This window comes from Mesorhizobium delmotii, assembly GCF_900149755.1.
In the GTDB taxonomy this organism is placed as follows: domain Bacteria; phylum Pseudomonadota; class Alphaproteobacteria; order Rhizobiales; family Rhizobiaceae; genus Mesorhizobium; species Mesorhizobium delmotii.
On the sequence record NZ_FUIG01000019.1, the window covers coordinates 125606 to 142061 of the forward strand.

Annotated in this window: 13 protein-coding genes, 1 tRNA gene and 3 pseudogenes; 13 read left to right on the forward strand and 4 right to left on the reverse strand. The window is 61.1% G+C overall.

The window, feature by feature from the left end; genetic code table 11:
• Positions 1–343 precede the first annotated feature (343 nt).
• The 8 genes and pseudogenes from BQ8482_RS11470 to BQ8482_RS11510 all read left to right on the forward strand — a co-directional run.
• Positions 344–826 (forward strand): helix-turn-helix domain-containing protein, encoded by a 483-nt coding sequence (locus BQ8482_RS11470; RefSeq protein ID WP_123147722.1) that lies wholly within the window; start codon positions 344–346, stop codon positions 824–826.
• A gap of 6 nt (positions 827–832) precedes the next feature.
• Positions 833–940: transfer RNA gene (locus BQ8482_RS11475), tRNA-OTHER, on the forward strand.
• Positions 941–1078: 138 nt separating this feature from the next.
• Positions 1079–2275 (forward strand): toll/interleukin-1 receptor domain-containing protein, encoded by a 1197-nt coding sequence (locus tag BQ8482_RS11480; protein WP_244602747.1) that lies wholly within the window; start codon positions 1079–1081, stop codon positions 2273–2275.
• 64 nt (positions 2276–2339) lie between these two features.
• Entirely contained in the window at positions 2340–3470 is a 1131-nt protein-coding gene (locus BQ8482_RS11485) for a DUF4238 domain-containing protein (protein WP_123147817.1), read from the forward strand.
• Between the two features lie 187 nt (positions 3471–3657).
• On the forward strand, positions 3658–4167 hold the full coding sequence (locus tag BQ8482_RS11490) for an SLATT domain-containing protein (RefSeq protein WP_123147724.1): 510 nt from the start codon (positions 3658–3660) through the stop codon (positions 4165–4167).
• On the forward strand, positions 4164–4943 hold the full coding sequence (locus BQ8482_RS11495) for an SMODS domain-containing nucleotidyltransferase (protein ID WP_123147725.1): 780 nt from the start codon (positions 4164–4166) through the stop codon (positions 4941–4943). Before BQ8482_RS11490 ends, BQ8482_RS11495 begins: the two co-directional genes overlap by 4 nt.
• Positions 4944–5438: 495 nt before the next feature.
• Positions 5439–6951, forward strand: a pseudogene (gene istA / locus BQ8482_RS11505) (IS21 family transposase).
• 12 nt (positions 6952–6963) lie between these two features.
• Positions 6964–7287 (forward strand): annotated as a pseudogene (locus tag BQ8482_RS11510) (ATP-binding protein); the annotation flags it as partial.
• A 31-nt stretch (positions 7288–7318) separates the two neighbouring features.
• On the opposite strand, the gene BQ8482_RS11515 reads toward BQ8482_RS11510, so the two are convergent.
• Positions 7319–9388 carry a recombinase family protein gene (locus BQ8482_RS11515; protein ID WP_123147727.1) on the reverse strand — a complete coding sequence of 690 codons (2070 nt, stop codon included), beginning with the start codon at positions 9386–9388 and terminating at the stop codon, positions 7319–7321.
• A gap of 470 nt (positions 9389–9858) precedes the next feature.
• On the opposite strand from BQ8482_RS11515, the pseudogene BQ8482_RS11520 reads away from it, so the two are divergent.
• A pseudogene (locus BQ8482_RS11520) lies at positions 9859–10296 on the forward strand (ATP-binding protein); the annotation flags it as partial.
• Between the two features lie 274 nt (positions 10297–10570).
• Here the strand turns inward: BQ8482_RS11520 and scpB are convergent.
• Both scpB and BQ8482_RS11530 read right to left on the reverse strand, forming a co-directional pair.
• Entirely contained in the window at positions 10571–11293 is a 723-nt protein-coding gene (scpB, locus tag BQ8482_RS11525; RefSeq protein ID WP_123147818.1) for an SMC-Scp complex subunit ScpB, read from the reverse strand.
• A 5-nt stretch (positions 11294–11298) separates the two neighbouring features.
• The gene (locus BQ8482_RS11530) at positions 11299–12318 is read right to left on the reverse strand and encodes a DUF1403 family protein (RefSeq protein WP_123147819.1); all 1020 of its coding nucleotides are present in this window, start codon (positions 12316–12318) and stop codon (positions 11299–11301) included.
• Between the two features lie 169 nt (positions 12319–12487).
• Here BQ8482_RS11530 and BQ8482_RS11535 point away from each other — a divergent pair, with 169 nt between their 5' ends.
• From BQ8482_RS11535 to BQ8482_RS11545, 3 genes are read left to right on the forward strand one after another with little or no spacing between them, the layout of a single operon-like run.
• The gene (locus BQ8482_RS11535; protein WP_123147728.1) at positions 12488–12745 is read left to right on the forward strand and encodes a type II toxin-antitoxin system VapB family antitoxin; all 258 of its coding nucleotides are present in this window, start codon (positions 12488–12490) and stop codon (positions 12743–12745) included.
• The gene (locus BQ8482_RS11540) at positions 12745–13131 is read left to right on the forward strand and encodes a type II toxin-antitoxin system VapC family toxin (protein ID WP_123147729.1); all 387 of its coding nucleotides are present in this window, start codon (positions 12745–12747) and stop codon (positions 13129–13131) included. The genes BQ8482_RS11535 and BQ8482_RS11540 overlap by 1 nt, the downstream gene beginning before the upstream one ends.
• Position 13132: 1 nt before the next feature.
• The gene (locus BQ8482_RS11545) at positions 13133–14278 is read left to right on the forward strand and encodes a tyrosine-type recombinase/integrase (RefSeq protein WP_244602748.1); all 1146 of its coding nucleotides are present in this window, start codon (positions 13133–13135) and stop codon (positions 14276–14278) included.
• Positions 14279–14373: 95 nt separating this feature from the next.
• Here BQ8482_RS11545 and BQ8482_RS11550 read toward each other — a convergent pair whose 3' ends face one another.
• Positions 14374–14958 (reverse strand): P-loop nucleotide/nucleoside kinase family protein, encoded by a 585-nt coding sequence (locus tag BQ8482_RS11550; RefSeq protein WP_208867638.1) that lies wholly within the window; start codon positions 14956–14958, stop codon positions 14374–14376.
• A 534-nt stretch (positions 14959–15492) separates the two neighbouring features.
• Here BQ8482_RS11550 and BQ8482_RS11555 point away from each other — a divergent pair.
• A complete protein-coding gene (locus tag BQ8482_RS11555; protein WP_123147731.1) occupies positions 15493–16416 on the forward strand; it encodes a recombinase family protein in 924 nt (307 codons plus the stop codon).
• Positions 16417–16456: the final 40 nt, after the last annotated feature.

Sequence of the window (16456 nt, forward strand, 5' to 3'; positions counted from 1 at the left end):
TTCGTTTTGAAAAAGTTCGGCTGGCGCCTGGCGCCAACCCCGGAGCGATGCTCACCCCCAAACTATGGGTATCGACCACCGGTTTGTCAATATCCCCGGGTGAATCTCTGGCCGGGGGGACCTGTCTTATCGCTTGCATATAGCACGCTTCGTCTAATCGACGCTTCGTATTATCAAGTCCTCTACTTTGGGTGCAGCGCGGTTCCCCGGCCCCTGAATCAGCGGACATGGGCCGGGCGAACTTCACGACACCCTCCCCCTGAATGCAGAATCGTCCCCGATGCCCTTGCGTCATCGCGGGAAACCACCATATCTAGGCGCAATTCACCACAGGGAGCCCCAGATGGCCCAGCCAGAAACCGCTAAGGCAGACGCCGACAAGCTTCGCACCAACGAAAAGAAATGGACGAAGGCGCTCATGGCCACCGGCTGGAGTGCTTTCCCCAACATCATCATCGAGAAGCAGCAGGCGCTCGGCCTGGATGCCCTCGATATGAACATCATCATCCACTTGGTTCAATACTGGTGGCTGCCTGACAATCTTCCCCACCCCTCGGTCGAGACGATCGCCAAGGCGATCGGAGTGACCCCGCGCACCATTCAGAAACGTATTGCCGCTCTCGAGGCCCTTAAGCTTCTTGGCAGGGAAGAACGGCGCAATACGCCGAATGGCAGCATGACGAACCGCTATCATTTCGACGGCTTGATCGAGGCCGCCAGGCCATTTGCGTTGGAGAAAGCCGCCGAGATCAAGAAGGCAGCTGAGGACAGGTCAAACCGGTTGAAGCGCAAGAAGCCGCAACTGGTCGTGGACAACGGTGCGTAAGCAGATCGTGACGTAGCTCAGAGGACAGAGCGCCTCGCTTTCGACCTGGGTGGTGCGTGACACCGCTATCTAGGGGCCAGGAGGTCGCAGGTTCAAGTCCTGCCGTCACGCCCATTGCCGTTGATGCGGAGCCTGGAGATTTCCCGGTGGCGGACCCCACAATCTATGGCAGGGGTCACAATGAACGCCCTTTGAATTTTGTTCGTCGTATGTTCATATCAAGGATTGCCAGCATGAGGAACGACTATGGGGATGCGATACAAGGGGCGGCCGTTTGACTCTGAGGATTTTGCGAAAGATTTCGAGGCGGCGGCCCTCGACAGCATCAAGGAACAGCTGAGGGAGCGCTTCAGTGCCATCCGCCATCCTGATACAGGCGAATTTCCCACCGTCCTGGTCCTCGGACAGGCCCTCGACGATCTACGGCTGAGTATCGAGGGCTCCCCGCAGCTTCTAGCGCTGGTGAAGGACAAGATGAGTGAGAATGAGCAGGAGTCCACCACGTTCCTGCCCCTGCAAAGGGGCTCTCCTAAAGCCTTTCTCAGCTATTCATTCGACGATCGCGACCTGGCCGAGAAGGTCGCGCGCGCGCTGATGGCAGATGCCATCGATACCTGGTGGGCAGAATGGGAGATCCGTTCCGGGGATTCCTTGCGCCGCAAGATCGACGAGGGACTGGGCAACTGCACGCATTTCATCGTGCTGCTGACGCCAAGCGCCATGCAGAAGCCGTGGGTCCAGCAGGAGATGGATGCCGGCCTCGTCCGCCGCATCTCGGGGCAGGCGCGCTTCATAGCCCTTCGTTATGGTGTCGCGGCACGGGAGCTGCCGCCGCTCCTGTCGGGCATGCTATCGCCAGAACTCGATGAGGCGCGCCTTGATGAAGGCGTGCGCGATCTGGTGAACGATATCCATGGTGTGACGCGCAAGCCGCAGCTCGGCCCAGCACCCAGCGTAGCTGCACTGCCGGCGACGGGTTACTCCAAGATCGCAACGGCAATCGCCAAGATCTTCGTCGAGGAAACGTCGGATGCAATGTTCTCGCATCCCCAGAAAGGGGTGGATGAGCTCGCGGCGGCCGTCGAAGCGTCCGAGGAGGACATCGAGGACGCTCTGCACGAACTGCGCGATCTCGTTTCCGTCAGCTTTGGGCGGGTCTTGCCCAAGGAGGACCTGTTCGCCACATTCGACAAACATTTCATGGATTGGTCGCCCGAAGATGATGCCCTGCGTATCGCGGCCGACCTGATCAACGACCCATCGATGCCCCACGATACAGCCCAGGTCGCCCAGCGGTATGGCTGGGAGCCGAGGCGCATAAACCCCGCTCTGGCGTATCTGATGGCTCGCAAGCTGATCGTCGACTACCAGGTGCTCGCCAGCCAGTACAATTCGATCCGGGTGGTGAAAACGGACGCCACGCGCCGCTTCGTCAAGAGCCGAAGCTGATGATGCAAATCCGCAGGGTCATGCCCGACAAAGTGCAGTGGCCGACGCGCGCGACCCGAGGATCATGACGCAGCCACCCTCCTATTTCGGCAAATGGGGAAACGTCCCCATCGATGGTGATGTGAGGCCATTTAGCATCTTCAATCCGGTTCGCGGAGGGGCCGGACGAACGAACCGCAAACACCATTTCATCTCGGTGACCTATATGGAGGGCTTCACCGACGAGTGTGGCCGCGTCCAAGTCTACCGGGCCGAGGCGCCAGAGGCACCGCTGCCGATGCAGCCAACGGCGATCGGCTACGAGAACCACTATTACTCTCAGAAATTGCCGGAGGGTGGTCAGGAAAACCACAGGTTCGAAGACCTCTGGAATCCGATCGAGACAGTCTGGCCGGAGACGGTCCGCGCGCTTCAAGCGCGTCGTCTTTCACCGGCTTTGTCGTTCAATGTCCAAGGCATGCTAACGATCATGCGCACGCGCGTTCCCGCGACCCGTGATCGCATCGCGCTGATCCTAGAGGCTAAACTTCGAAGCCAGTGCCAGGTGCTCGAGGAGATCGGCAAGCTGCCGCCGGGATTGGAACGCTATGCCGGCCAGCTCGACACGGTGCCGGTCGGCATCAACCCGCATGAAACGCTGCTCGCGATGGAGGACGAATTCAAGACGTTCGGCGATCTCTGCTTTCGGCTTGGTTTCGAGGTTCTCCACAACAGGACCGATATCCCGTTCCTGACATCCGACAATCCGGTGTGCACCTATGAGTCACGTGAGTCGCTGCTCGCACGCACCCCCTATGATCACTCCGGTGACATCGAGCTGATCTTTCCCCTGACCGCCCGCATGCTGGTGCGCGGTTCAAGCAAGCGTCAGCCGTTTAACGTCATCTCGCGCCACCGCGACGTCACCGACCCGCGCAAGGTTCGTCGGTTCAATCGAACGATCGCGCAATTCGCGTATAGGATGACTCTGGGCCAGGACCGGTCGAGCGATGCGGTGGTTTGCGCTCATGCCTCTCTCGTGCCCACGATCAACACGGAGGTCCGCCGACATGGCAAGGAAATCCAGATCGTCTGGCGGCATATCTTCGGGCCGAAACCGAACCTCTCTCAATACATTGACACCCCGGAAAAGGCCGCTCGCCTCGAAGCGAAAATGGCCTCGGCCGCATCGAGCCTCGTGTCCGACGGCTGCTAGCAGCGCAGGAAAGAGACGTCGGCACTGCGGCGCGCCAAGCACCTCCGGCAGCAGCATTTCCCCAACTAAGCCGCAGCTGTTGCTTCTACGGGCCGTCCCAGACTAACCCGCTGAAAGAAGGGGATAATCTGAAATTCCGCAGCTTGGCCAGGTGAGGCGTGCTAGTTGTCTCTGCAAAGGAGACATCATGTCCGACGTGACGCGGGAACGCGTGAGAGATGAACTTCTCCGCATGGAAGAAGATTGTATCCATTCCGGCAAGGCGCACTTCAACGCTTCCGCGCGCTGGGCGGTGTGGAACTATGTCTTCGGCATTCCCTCGGTGATCCTCAGCACCGCCGCGGGCGCTGCTTTTTTCAAGGACTATCCTGTCGTCGCGGGTTCCATGGCGCTTTGCGTTGCCGTCCTCACGTCGCTGATGACGTTCCTGAAACCCGGTGAGAAGTCGGCAGACCACAAGAGTTCGGGGGACCAGTACCTGGCGCTGCGCAACAATTCCCGCGTCTTCCGCGAGGTCGAACTCGACAACACGCCCGATGCCGAGACCGTGCTAACCGCCCTAAAAGGCTTCACCACGCGGCGCGATGAACTGAACCAGGCAAGCCCTGCTTTTTCAGACCGCGATTTCAAGAAAGCCCGCGACGGCATCGACGCCGGCGAAGCCAAGCACGCGGTCGACAAGGGGTCCCGCCAATGACAGTCAACAGCTATCTCGTATCCCGTGCAAGCGACGCGGTGCTCTCGGCCGACGAGAAGGCCTCGATCGCGACCTCGGTCACGACCTTGAGCTCCCGGCTGACCAGCTATTTCACGGTCGCCGGTGATGGCCTGACGTCACATTTCCGGTTCGGTTCGCATACCCGTGGCACGATCCTTCCTCGCAAGATGGATGCGCACTCGGATGTCGATTACATGATCGTTTTTGAAAAGGGCGGACTGAACCCACAGACCTACCTCACCCGACTGCGTAAGTTTGCCGAGCAGAAATACGCCAGCTCCGAACTCTACCAATCGAGCCCCACGGTGGTGCTGGAGCTCAACCATATCAAGTTCGACCTGGTGCCCGCCTTGTCCTCGTGGGGCACGACGTATCAGATCCCCAAGGGTCCCGATGAGTGGCAGAGCACTAACCCGAACGATTTCAACAGCACGCTCGAGACCGCAAACGGCAACAATTCCTATTTGATCAAGCCAACCGTCCGCCTCGTCAAATTCTGGAACGCAGAAGCCGGCTATGTCTACGACTCGTACGGCCTCGAAAAATGGATTGTCGGCCTGAGCTTCTATGGCTGCTACACCCAGAAGGACTACTTCTTCAAAGTGTTCGACAACCTGTCGGCGAACGAAGTGGCCCAATGGCGCAACGACAAGATCACGCGCGCCAAGGACATCATCGCCAGGGTCCGCAAGTACGAAGCCGATGACATGCCGAATTCGGCTGAGATCGAGGTCAAGAAGCTTATCCCGGCGTAGCGAGCAACTCTTGTGATAGCTCTTCCGCCCCGGCCAACACGGCTGAGCCTGCGGTCCCTGTAAACGCGATCATGCGCATCAGTGATCGCAGGTCAAATGCCGTGTCCCCTCCCCTCCCCGTCGTTGGAATGGGCAGCTCGAGCGCAGCCAGGTCAGCCTGTCCAGCGTGCCCAACGCCTTTGTGATTGGGACAGGCGCCGACGCTCCAAACCTCCTATCAGTCGCCTCGACCTAACCTAGGACAACCTGTTGAGGCTCCGCGACTAGCTCGGCGCTTCGGGCGGCAACCGCAGCGATTGGTGCGGATTCCGACGTGAAGCCGGCCGCCATTCCGATCAAACACCGGCCACCATTCCGGTATGAAGCCGGCCACCATTCCAACCAAAGACCGGCCGGTTTTCGGCACTGAAGATTACCTCCTGGGTCAGCAACTTTGGCATCAATTACCTCGCGATGAACGAGGACATTTTGATGCCGGCAAAGAGAAGGCTGACCATGAGACAGTTAAGACAAATGCTTCGGCTTGCCGGAAGCGGGACCAGCTCCCGCGAGATTGCGGTCGTATTGGGGATAGCGCGCAGTACGGTGCAGGATAATCTGCGGCGTGCCGCGGCAATCGGGTTGAGTTGGCCCCTGCCAGGCGAGCTGACCGATGACGCGCTTGAGAACAAACTCTTCGCTCGCAATGGCGTCAAACAGGGCACGCGGCGACGCACGGAACCGAACTGGGCCGATCTTGCGGTCGAGCTCAAGAAGCCCGGCGTCACCTTGCTCATCCTGTGGGAGGAGTATCGAGGGTCGCATCCCGACGGATATGGCTACAGTCGCTTTTGTGAACTTCTACGGGGATTTAAGCAGCGACTGTCACCGACGATGCGCCAGGAGCATGCGGCCGGCGACAAGGTCTTCGTGGATTATTCCGGCAAGAAGATCCCGATTGTCGATCGCAAGACCGGTGAGATCCGCGAGGCGGAGATCTTCGTGGCGGTGCTGGGTGCGTCCAGCTACACCTTTGCCGAGGCCACCTGGACGCAAACGCTCCCCGACTGGATTGGCTCCCATGTCCGGATGTTTCGTTTTTTTCACGGCGTTCCCAGACTCGTCATTCCCGACAATCTGAAGTCGGGCGTCAGTCGTGCCAGCTTCTACGATCCCGAGATCAACCGCAGCTACGGCATGATGGCATCTCACTATAGCGTCGGCGTTCTTCCGGCACGGCCGCGACGGCCGAAGGACAAATCGAAAGTGGAGAATGGAGTGCGTTTCGCCCAGTCCTGCATTCTGGGGCGCCTGCGCAACCAGACTTTCTTCTCGCTGGCTGAGGCCAATGCCGCCATTGCCCAGGGCGCTCGATCGCATCAACGACCACGTCATGCGCCGGCTGGGCGTCAGTCGCCGGCAGCTCTTCGAGACAGTCGAGCGCCCGGCTTTGGCCAGTCTTCCACTGGAGGATTACGAGTTTGCCGAATGGCGTTTGGCCCGCGTCTCGACGGATTACCACGTCGAGTTCAAGACCTTCTTTTATTCCGTGCCCCACAGCCTCATTCGCCAGCAAGTCGATCTGAGAGCAACGGCACGCATCATCGAGATCTTCCACCGCGGCAAGCGCATTGCCGTCCATCAGCGCCGCTATGGCGGCCCTCGTCATGGAACTGATCCGGATCATATGCCCAGCTCCCACCGGCGATATGCCGAATGGACGCCGGATCGTTTCCGTCGATGGGCCGCATCCGTCGGGCCCGAGACGGAAGGCTTGATTGTCGCAATCCTCGCCAGCCGCCCACATCCTGAACAAGGCTTTCGAACATGCCTGGGTGTCCTGCGCCTGTTTCGCGATGTCACACGCGATCGCGCCGAAGCCGTGTCAGCCCGCGCCGTCAAGATCGGTGGGCTGAACTGCAAGAGCATCGCCTCGCTCATCGCCAATCACAAGGCCGCAAGGCATTCCACCGAACCGACCGCCATCGTCGATCACGCCAATCTGCGTGGCCCTGATTACTTTCATTGAGGAGACACACCAATGCTTATCCATCCCACCATCGACATGCTACGCGAACTCGGCCTTCATGGCATGGCCACCGCCTTCCAGGAGCTCGACGCACAATCCGAAGCACGCGGCCTCGAGCATGGCGAATGGCTTGCCATGCTGCTCGAGCGCGAGGCTACCATGCGCCGCCAGAAGCGTTTCGAAGCCCGCGCCAGGGCCGCAAAGCTTCGCCATGACGCACAGATCGAGAATGCCGACTTTCGTGCCGCACGCGGTCTTGACCGCAATTTGTTCATGGCGCTCGCCGGCTGCGACTGGGTTCGCAAGCATCACAATCTTCTCATCACCGGGCCGGCCGATCCCACGACATAATGCACACCTCGCTATGTTATTGAAAAAGCTGGATCTGCTGATCCTGTGATTGTGATAATGGACTGTGTCCGCTCCGGACGGAATGGTGCTGGATATCGAGTTGCTCGATATCTTCATGACGGATGATCCAGGGCGTACCCTTGCAATACTGCTCGGCCTTCAGATCGCCGGCGCGGATCATGCGCAGCACGGTCATTGGTCGCAGCCCGAGCTTCGCAGCCGTTTCCTGCAATGTATATTCGCCGCGCTCCGACCGTTCGTCCTTTTTGTAGACGGCGATGTCGTGCTGGTTGCGGAAAGTGCAGACACGGGACTGCGTCCATCCGTTCTGACGACCCGTGGTTTTGCCGAGCCGGTTGAGAAGCGATGCGATCGCTCTATCCGGCAATTGGCGTGCCAGGGCACGGATCAGTTCCTCGATGTCCGGCGGGGCGCCCCAACGGTGATGGCCTGCCTTGTTTTTCCTGACCGAAAGCGCGGTATGGTCGCCGCCCTGCCAATGCACCAGCATTTTGATGTGGTCGTCTTCGATGGCGACGACAATCTCGCGGATCACGGCACGGATGATCCGCTTGCGCGTGGTGGCGGTGGCGTTGGCATGATGCCATGCCAGTTCGAGATCGGCGCCCATGCGCAGCAGGCTCCGCCGTTCCTCGTCTCCCAGAGCCTCAGGCTTGTGGCGGTCGAGCGCGTCAAGCTCGTCCTGACGCTCGCGGACGGCTACGAGCGCGGCATTCCAGCGTCGCTCCAGTTCGCCTGCTACAAGCCGGTTGTCCGGGTCGACGGCGTCATACTGGCGGCGTGCATGGGCGGCTTCATAACGTGCTTGCTCGAGTGCGAGCTCCACATGGCGCCGCTTCTCTCCAGCCTGCACGGTGGAGGTCTCGATGGCCTTGATCGCCGCTTCGATGCCGAGCGGTTGAAGGCGTTGAAGAACCTCCGCGCTGACCGCCTGATCGACCCGCAACGATCCGAAGCCAATGCACGGGTCGGTTCCGTGGTTGACCTGCGCTCCGCGGCAATGATAGCGCCCCGTGTTGCCGTTGCTGCCGGAATAGGAGACATGCAGCTTGCGGCCGCAATGGCCGCAGCGCAAGAGACCGCCGAGCAGCAACTCGCCCCGGCGAAGAGCTCCGCGCGGCACCAGGCCTTTGCTTGTGGCATTGTCCGTGATCAGGCGCTGATTCCTCTCAAAATCGTGCCAGCTCAGGTAACCTTCGTGATGGTCGATGAGCAAGACCTCCCAGTCGGCGCGATCGCGCCTGATCCCACGCAAAATCCGTTTGCGTCCGGCCTCTATGGTGACTTTGCTGCAGGTTCGCCCGAACGCATAGGCGCCGGCGTAGATCGGGTTGGTGAGAATGTGGTGCACCGTATTGTAGACGGGCAGCTTCCAGACGATCGCCCTGTCCGCCGCGCGCGTGTAATTTACGGCAGGGAGCATAATGCCCTCGCTGCGCAGCCACAGATGCACCTGCCGGATGCTCTGCAGTTCGTCGAAACGCCGGAATACAAGATCGATCGCCTCGCGGATCCGCAGGTCCGGGTCTTTCTCGATCCGGTTCCGGCCCGACTTGACGTAACCGATCGCCACCGTCAGGAAAAGTTCGCCCCGTCGTGCCTTCTGCTTCAGGGCTTCGATCGAGCGGGCCCGCAGGATCGAAAGCTCCAGTTCGCTCATCGTGCCCTTCATGCCGAGCAGCAACCTGTCGTTGGGATGACGCGGTTCGTAGATGCCGTCCTCATCTATGATGAGCGTTCCGACAAGGCCGCAAAACTCGATGAGCGTATGCCAGTCCCGGCCATTGCGGGCCAGCCGGGAGGCTTCAATGGCGAGGACCGCACCAACCCGACCGTCGCAGATCGCCGCCAGAAGCTTCTCAAAGCCCGGACGGCTGATGCCAGATCCTGAACGACCGAGATCTTCATCGATGACGATGGCGTCTTTCCAGCCAAGGGACCGCGCTCGCTCGGCAAGGCCATATTGGCGTCGCCGGCTCTCGGGATTGTTGACGAGTTGATCGGCCGTCGACTGCCGGACATAGACATAGGCGCCGCGCGCGAGATGTTCAGCGGTGATCTTCATGATCTGCCTCCCCGTCCCGTCTGGCTCACCACCGCTTCCCTCAGCAAGGTCTCGATCAGCGGGAGGGTGCGTTCCCGGACTTCGCCTGGAAGACTCGATGGCGGAGCCTTCGTGGAAAACAGGTCTGGCTGGTCGGTTCGGCATTGCCTGCGCTGCATGGTCGTCTCCTGGCTGGCGTGAGTCGCTCTGCAGAAAACGTAGACATGCATCGACCTCGCGGCGCAGGTCGCGCAGGCATGAAAGGGGAAAACGGGGCGCCTCGCGAACCGCCATCGTCAGGGCGATCTCTTCCGTCATCCAGATCGGAATCAGCGCCAGGCTGCCATCCGGTTGTCGCCCGACATAGGCCGGCTCACCGCAATAACGCTGACGGCCTGCGACGAAAATCTCCCCGCCCGAACGCGGATGAAAGGCATAACGGACAATCTTCTTTGCCTCGCCATCCTGATAACGGGCATTATGAGCCCAGTCCGACAGGCGTCGGCAAGAGCTGGCTGGCCTGTGCGCTAGGCCACAAAGCTTGCCGAGAGGATTTCTCCGTCGCCTATCACCGCGTTCCACGGCTGTTTGCAACACTTGCCCTCGCGAGAGGCGACGGACGTTATGGCCGGATCCTCAAGCAACTCGCCAAAACCGACCTTCTCATTCTCGATGACTGGGGACCGGAAAAACTCAATGATGACCAGCGGCGTGATGTGCTTGAGATCATTGAAGACCGCCACGAACGCCGATCGACAATCGTCACCAGTCAGCTGCCCCTGGATCACTGGTATGAGATCATTGCAAACCCAACTCTGGCCGATGCCATCCTGGACCGCCTCGTTCACAACGCCTATCGCATCGATCTCACCGGTGAAAGCATGCGAAAACAGCGCTCGCCAAGAGCGTCTGAAACAGCGCAAGCTTGACCGGAAACGAAACCCAATCCAAACATCAACGAGACCCAGGATCAGTCCGAAAAATGGCCGGCTTCAAATCGGAACACCGGCCGGAATGAAATCGGAATGACTGGCCGGCTTCAAATCGGAATCGATGGCCGGCTTCGTCGGAATCCGCAGCGATTGGCGAGTTAATGCCGGGGACTTTGTCCGAAACATGTAGTCCTATTTCGAAGAGAGCACGGTTGAGATGTCAGAAATATGCTACGAATTTCGGACAAAACTCACACGCAAAGCGGCACGGCTATTTGTCGAGCTCGACTCCGACGTAATCTTGGTCGACAACAAAGTCAGGCATGACGTCACCAGCCAGCAGCTTTTCCTTCGATAGCAACCCGGCGTCCTCGAGCGCCTCGAAATCCGGCAGGTCGCGCAGCGTGTCGAGGCCGAACTCCAGCAGGAATTCTTTCGTCGTGACATAGGTGTAGGGCGCGCCGGGCGTCGGGTTGCGCGGACCGGAAGCGATCAGGTCGGCACCGCGCAGATGACCAACAAAATCGCGACTGATCTCCTTGCCGAAGAAAGACGACAACTCGGCCCGGGTGATCGGCTGGAAGTAGGCGATGCACATCAGCACCAGTACTTCGGACTGCGTCAGGTCTTTGGCACGCCCGCTCCCGCTGGCGGCTGTGCCAAATGCACTGCGGATGGCTTCGGCATAGGCCGGCCGGGTCAGATGCTTCCAGCCGCCGGCGACAGCCACCAGATCATAGGGTCGGCCGCGTAGCTCCTCTCGAATGTCGTCGATCAGAAGATCAATGCTGCAGCTTTTTCCCACGATCCGGGCAAGGACCTCGCGCCCCACCGGCTCGCTGGCGGCAAAGATGGTCGCTTCGACACGGTTCATCCATTCGCGCCACCGCGCTTCCGGCGGCAGATGATCCAGCTCCCGATCAAACAAATGGTCATTTGGCCGGCCGTCGCCTCCTTGAGCTCCTCCCCTTCTCCTACGTGCACTCTCCGCCATCGTCTTCATAGCCCGTAGATGCGAAAGGTGAGGCGGCCGGACAATTCGCGCACGGCACCGAGCTCGACCAGCCGGTCGAACAGGCGGCGCAGGCCGCGGTCGCTCATGCCGGCGATATTTTCCGAAGCGACGATCGCGTCGTCGGACAGAAGCCTTTCGACAACAAGATCCGATGCCCGGGCGCGCAACTTCGGCGCAACGGCAAGCAGCCGGTCCGCGCGGCGCCCGAGTTCGGCTGAAAGATCAATCGCGCGCAGCGCGGCGCGCGCCTGCGCGGCAAGCAGCATTTTCGCCCGCTCGAATCCGTCCTCGATACCAGTTGCCGCAAGGACGGTCGCGCCGCGCCGCGGGCGACTCAAACCCATGCCCAAGGCCGCCTCGGCGCCCAGCAACGGCACCGCATGGCCCCAGTCCAGGCGCTGCGCCAGCAGGGCGTCGGCGAGCCAGGCTCCGAGGGCGCGCCCCAGGCCATGGCGCTCGGCGCTCGCGATGACTCCGGTCATCATTCCCACCGTCCCCTCACTGGAGGCTAGCTCGCCAAGATCGTCCGTCAGGTCGCGCACACTCCCCTCGTCACGCGCGAAACCGAGGTCATCCAGCACCGCGCCGATGTTTTTTCCAGTCAGCAGATCCTCAGTGGGCCGAATGGCCAGCCTGCGCCAGCCCAAAAACATCCGGCCGGCCGGACCAACGTCGTCGCCGGGCCGCGTAAGCAGCACCGCGTCGCGCAGCGCGCTTTCATCCTCGACGCGCCCTGCCTGCCGTGCCGTGACCGCGGCCGCCGAAAGCGCCAGGCGCTGCCGCCAGGCGCCGGCCCACCGCTCCTGCCGGCGGACCACCGCGTCGAGCGCGCCAATGGCGGCGCCGGCAGCGACTGCAATGTCCTCAACCTCTTTCCCCGCAAAGCTTTGCGCATCGGGAACGGCGCGGCGCAGCCAGGCCGGCACCGTTGCCATCGGCGGGGTCGAAGCGGCGCCGGCAAGCGTGGCGTAGTGGCGCGGAGAGGGTTTGGGGCGGAGAATCATCGCAACCACGATCACTCATCGCGGCGCTTTTGGCAACGGAAATGGATAAAAAGCGCTGCACCTGTCGGCAATACAAAACGAATGATAATGTTGCCTTATCGCTCGTCATTGACAGAAACTCATTTTCGATGGTAGAAAGCGCGCGAAAGGTAGAAATTAGGAGCCTGTCGTGTCCCTGAACATCAAGAATCCGGCCACCGTCGCGCTCGCCGACGAACTCGCGCGCCGCCAGGGCATCAGCAAGACCGCCGCCATTCACCAGGCGCTCAGCGAGCGTCTGCATCGCATGGGCTTCGGCGACACCGCGCAAGGGCGCCTGCTCGCGGAATTGCAGGCGATCCGGGAAAGAGTGGCGCGATTGCCAGAACTGGACAGTCGCTCCGACGAAGAGATCATCGGCTACGACGAACACGGCATTCCGAACTGATGGTGGTCGACACGTCGGCCATTGTGGTGATCCTGCGCAATGAACCCGAGGCCGCAAGGCTCGAAGCAGCGCTTGTCGCCGATCCAGTCCGCCTGGTCCCCGCGACCTGCGTGCTCGAGGCGCGCATGGTGCTGGTCAGCCGGCGTGGCGAGCACGCGCTGGCCGAGATCGATCTGTGGCTCCGCAAGATCGCGGCTGACATCATTCCCGTCGACGCCGAATTGGTGGATCTGGCCACGCAGGCCTGGCTCGCCTACGGCAAGGGCCGTCATCCGGCAGCTTTGAACTTTGCCGATTGCTTCTCCTACGCTTTGGCAAAACGGGCGGATGAACCGCTGCTGTTCATCGGCAAGGATTTTGCCCAGACGGATATCGAGGCGGCATAGCATGGCTGGCGGCGTTCAGAAATCATCGGCAGCTTCCGGAGGCGACGATCTTCCCGACATCATCGACATGGTGATGGAAATGGGGCGGCACGCAGAGGAGGTACAAGAGGCCCCCTCCCCTCCCCTGCCGACACCGCGACGCGAGAAAGATCGGCTTCCAGGCCATCTCGAGGGCTTGGCCGATCGCGCGCGCGATTATGTGGACGCCGCCAGTTCGGCCAACACCCGCCGCGCCTATGCCTCCGACTGGAAACATTTTGCCAGCTGGTGCCGGCGTCAGGGCGTCGAGGTGCTTCCGCCCGACCCGCAGGTTGTCGGCCTCTACATCACCGCCTGCGCCTCAGGCGCGGTCACCGGGGACAAGAAGCCGAATTCGGTTTCAACGATCGAGCGCCGGCTTTCCTCCCTCTCCTGGAATTATGCGCAGCGCGGCCAGCCGCTGGACCGAAAAGACCGCCATGTCGCCACCGTCATGGCCGGCATCCGCAACAAGCACGCCGCCCCGCCCCGTCAGAAGGAGGCGGTGCTGCCCGAAGACCTGATCGCCATGCTGGAAACGCTCAAGCGCGGATCCTTACGCGGCTTGCGCGACCGCGCCATGCTGCTTTTGGGGTTTGGCGGCGGCCTGCGCCGCTCGGAAATCGTCGGCCTCGATGTTTCGCGCGACCAGACCGAGGATTCTTCGGGCTGGATCGAATTTTTCCCGGACAAGGGCGTGCTGGTGACGCTGCGGGGCAAAACCGGCTGGCGCGAGGTCGAGGTCGGCCGCGGCTCCTCCGACGCCACCTGCCCGGTCGTGGCGCTGCAGACCTGGCTGAAATTGGCCCGTATCGGCCACGGGCCACTGTTCCGCAGGGTGACCGGGCAAGGCAAAAAAGTCGGCGCCGAGCGGCTCCATGACCAGGAGGTGGCCCGCCTGGTCAAGCGCGCCGCTCTGGCGGCCGGCGTGCGCGGCGATCTTTCGGAAGGCGAACGGCAAAACCTGTTTGCCGGCCATTCGCTGCGCGCCGGCCTCGCCTCCTCGGCCGAGGTCGACGAGCGCTATGTGCAAAAACAGCTCGGTCATGCCTCGGCCGAAATGACGCGAAAGTATCAGCGCCGGCGCGATCGTTTTCGCGTCAATCTCACCAAAGCGTCGGGGCTCTGAGAACGCCCCCCTCCCCTCCCCCGGTTGCGGCCGTCACATGGCGGTCCGGGAGGGCAGGATTTTCACCTTAGCGTTTCAATTTTGGCGTCAAAGCCTCACCGGCCAAGTTCATCGTCGGTGGGCGGATCAAACATGGCAGCCCATTCATCCAAGCTGGAAGGGTTGATCATAGGGGTATCGGCACCGCGCGTCTGGTTGCGCTTGGCGATCCTGGATTTCAGCTCAGCTATGGGAATGTCGAGAAAGTGGAGTGTGGTCGTCGCGCCGATCGCGCCGGCCACTGTGCGATAGCGGTCCCGTTCCTCCCGAGCCCAGAATCCGTTTTCAAGAATGACATTGTTGCCGTGTCGGAGCAATTGCTGGGCAAGCTCCCACTGCAACTGCTCGACTTTGGCCCGCCCAGCTTCGTCATAGAAGTCGATACCAAGACGATACAACCATTCATCCGGAGAGAAGCGGACGGCGTCCCGATCCTGCTCTAGCTGTTTCGCGAGCGTTGTCTTGCCCGATCCTGGCAGACCACAAATGAGGTGCAGCTGGCCCTTGTTTTGAGAAACGCTCATTTTGGCCCCTACTACTGCGCCGGCGCTGAACATTGACCGTGCAACGCTGCACTTTCTTCGCCTTGGCGACGCGGCAAGCGCCTCCTGATTGGCGCGCACAAGATCATTGTCTGCCATCAGACTGCGCCAACCTCCGGGGCTTCCCTACTGCATCAGTGCGATTCCTGCGTTCCAGCGGTCGGCGTTCATGGCGGTTAAGGCAACGGCCATATCGACCTATCCCGGCAGCACGCGCGGAAGGAACAACGTCAACACCGCGCCGGCCCTCCCGGCTTCTTGATTGAAATCGGGAAGTAAAAGCGACAGTCGCCTTCGCGACAGGTGCAATGAGGGTGTCGAGGGACAGTTTGCCAAAGTCGTAAGCCATTGTTTTTGAGGCTAGATGATTCGCGTCCGTCAAGCTATCCGGTCCTTCGCTGGACTTGCCGGGGATTTCTTCCGGGGCAGATAACACTAATGATAACGACCTGATATCCGGACTATACAGGACCACGCCCTGTGGCGCTCAGGAGGCTGAGAAACGCCGATTTTCAGCCTCATCGAAGCCATAGGAACGATGGAAAGGGCGACTAGAGACGTTTACAACCGATCAGTTATCCTTATCCTCTGGATTTGGAAATCCTCCCCGCAACGAGCTCTCAGGCGCTGCAAATGGCCGCTGACACGCAAAACCATGCTTCCCGTCGATCACAGGGACGACTCATCGGCTATGCGCGCGTCTCTACGGACGAGCAGGCGACCGAAGCCCAGCAGATCGAACTGCGCGCCTCCGGATGCGACCAGATCGTCGATGAGCACGGCTCGGGCGCCTCCCGCGCCCGCCCTGCCCTTGCGAAGCTCGTGCGCGAGATCGCTGCCGGCGACACGCTTGTCGTCGTCCGGCTCGACCGCTTGGCCCGCTCAGTCAGCCATCTGCTCGAGGTGATCGAGGATCTGACCGCCAAAGGCGCGCATTTCCGCTCACTGAGAGATCCAATCGATACAACGACGCCGCAAGGCATGTTCTCCCTGCAGGTCCTCGGCGCCGTCGCGCAGCTCGAGCGTGCGTTGATTTCCGAGTGCACGAAAGCCGGTATCAAGGCCGCCAAGGCAAAAGGGCGCATGCCGGGCAATCCGGGAATCCGCGATCGCCTGCCGGAGGCGCTGGCCAAGATGAAGACAGCACAGAAAGCGTCCTATGGTGCGCGCGTTCAGGCCACCGCCCAGCAATGGCTGCCGACAGTCAGGCGCATGCGTCCGGACCACACCTGGGACGACATCGCGCGGTTTCTGAAGCAACGCGGCCTCGCCTGGTCACCGGAGCGATTGCGCCGGGCTGTCAAATGGTTGGTCACCGAGGGCATGGCAGATGCGGCGCTTCTGAGGAAATCTCCACCTCGGCTTCCCGAGGATCGTCTGATGACGCTGGTCGCCGGCATCCAGTCGTCCAATCCGCAGCTTACGCTGCGCGAAATCTCCAGCCAGCTGGAAAGATTACACGAGCGCACGCCCCGCGGCGGGACGAAATGGGCGCCCTCATCGGTCAAGAACCTTCTCGACCGTGCGAAGCGGAACGGCTTGCTCAGCGAGGCCTGAGAGGCAAGGATTGGAGTGGCGCGAACGCAATACCTATCGC

Bases quoted from the DNA above. Each gene is read 5' to 3' on its own strand.
- BQ8482_RS11470 (WP_123147722.1), top strand. From the start codon at position 344: ATGGCCCAGCCAGAAACCGCTAAGGCAGACGCCGACAAGCTTCGCACC.
- BQ8482_RS11480 (WP_244602747.1), top strand. From the start codon at position 1,079: ATGCGATACAAGGGGCGGCCGTTTGACTCTGAGGATTTTGCGAAAGAT.
- BQ8482_RS11485 (WP_123147817.1), top strand. From the start codon at position 2,340: ATGACGCAGCCACCCTCCTATTTCGGCAAATGGGGAAACGTCCCCATC.
- BQ8482_RS11490 (WP_123147724.1), top strand. From the start codon at position 3,658: ATGTCCGACGTGACGCGGGAACGCGTGAGAGATGAACTTCTCCGCATG.
- BQ8482_RS11495 (WP_123147725.1), top strand. From the start codon at position 4,164: ATGACAGTCAACAGCTATCTCGTATCCCGTGCAAGCGACGCGGTGCTC.
- BQ8482_RS11515 (WP_123147727.1), bottom strand. From the start codon at position 9,388: ATGAAGATCACCGCTGAACATCTCGCGCGCGGCGCCTATGTCTATGTC.
- scpB (WP_123147818.1), bottom strand. From the start codon at position 11,293: ATGGCGGAGAGTGCACGTAGGAGAAGGGGAGGAGCTCAAGGAGGCGAC.
- BQ8482_RS11530 (WP_123147819.1), bottom strand. From the start codon at position 12,318: ATGATTCTCCGCCCCAAACCCTCTCCGCGCCACTACGCCACGCTTGCC.
- BQ8482_RS11540 (WP_123147729.1), top strand. From the start codon at position 12,745: ATGGTGGTCGACACGTCGGCCATTGTGGTGATCCTGCGCAATGAACCC.
- BQ8482_RS11545 (WP_244602748.1), top strand. From the start codon at position 13,133: ATGGCTGGCGGCGTTCAGAAATCATCGGCAGCTTCCGGAGGCGACGAT.
- BQ8482_RS11550 (WP_208867638.1), bottom strand. From the start codon at position 14,958: ATGGCAGACAATGATCTTGTGCGCGCCAATCAGGAGGCGCTTGCCGCG.
- BQ8482_RS11555 (WP_123147731.1), top strand. From the start codon at position 15,493: ATGGCCGCTGACACGCAAAACCATGCTTCCCGTCGATCACAGGGACGA.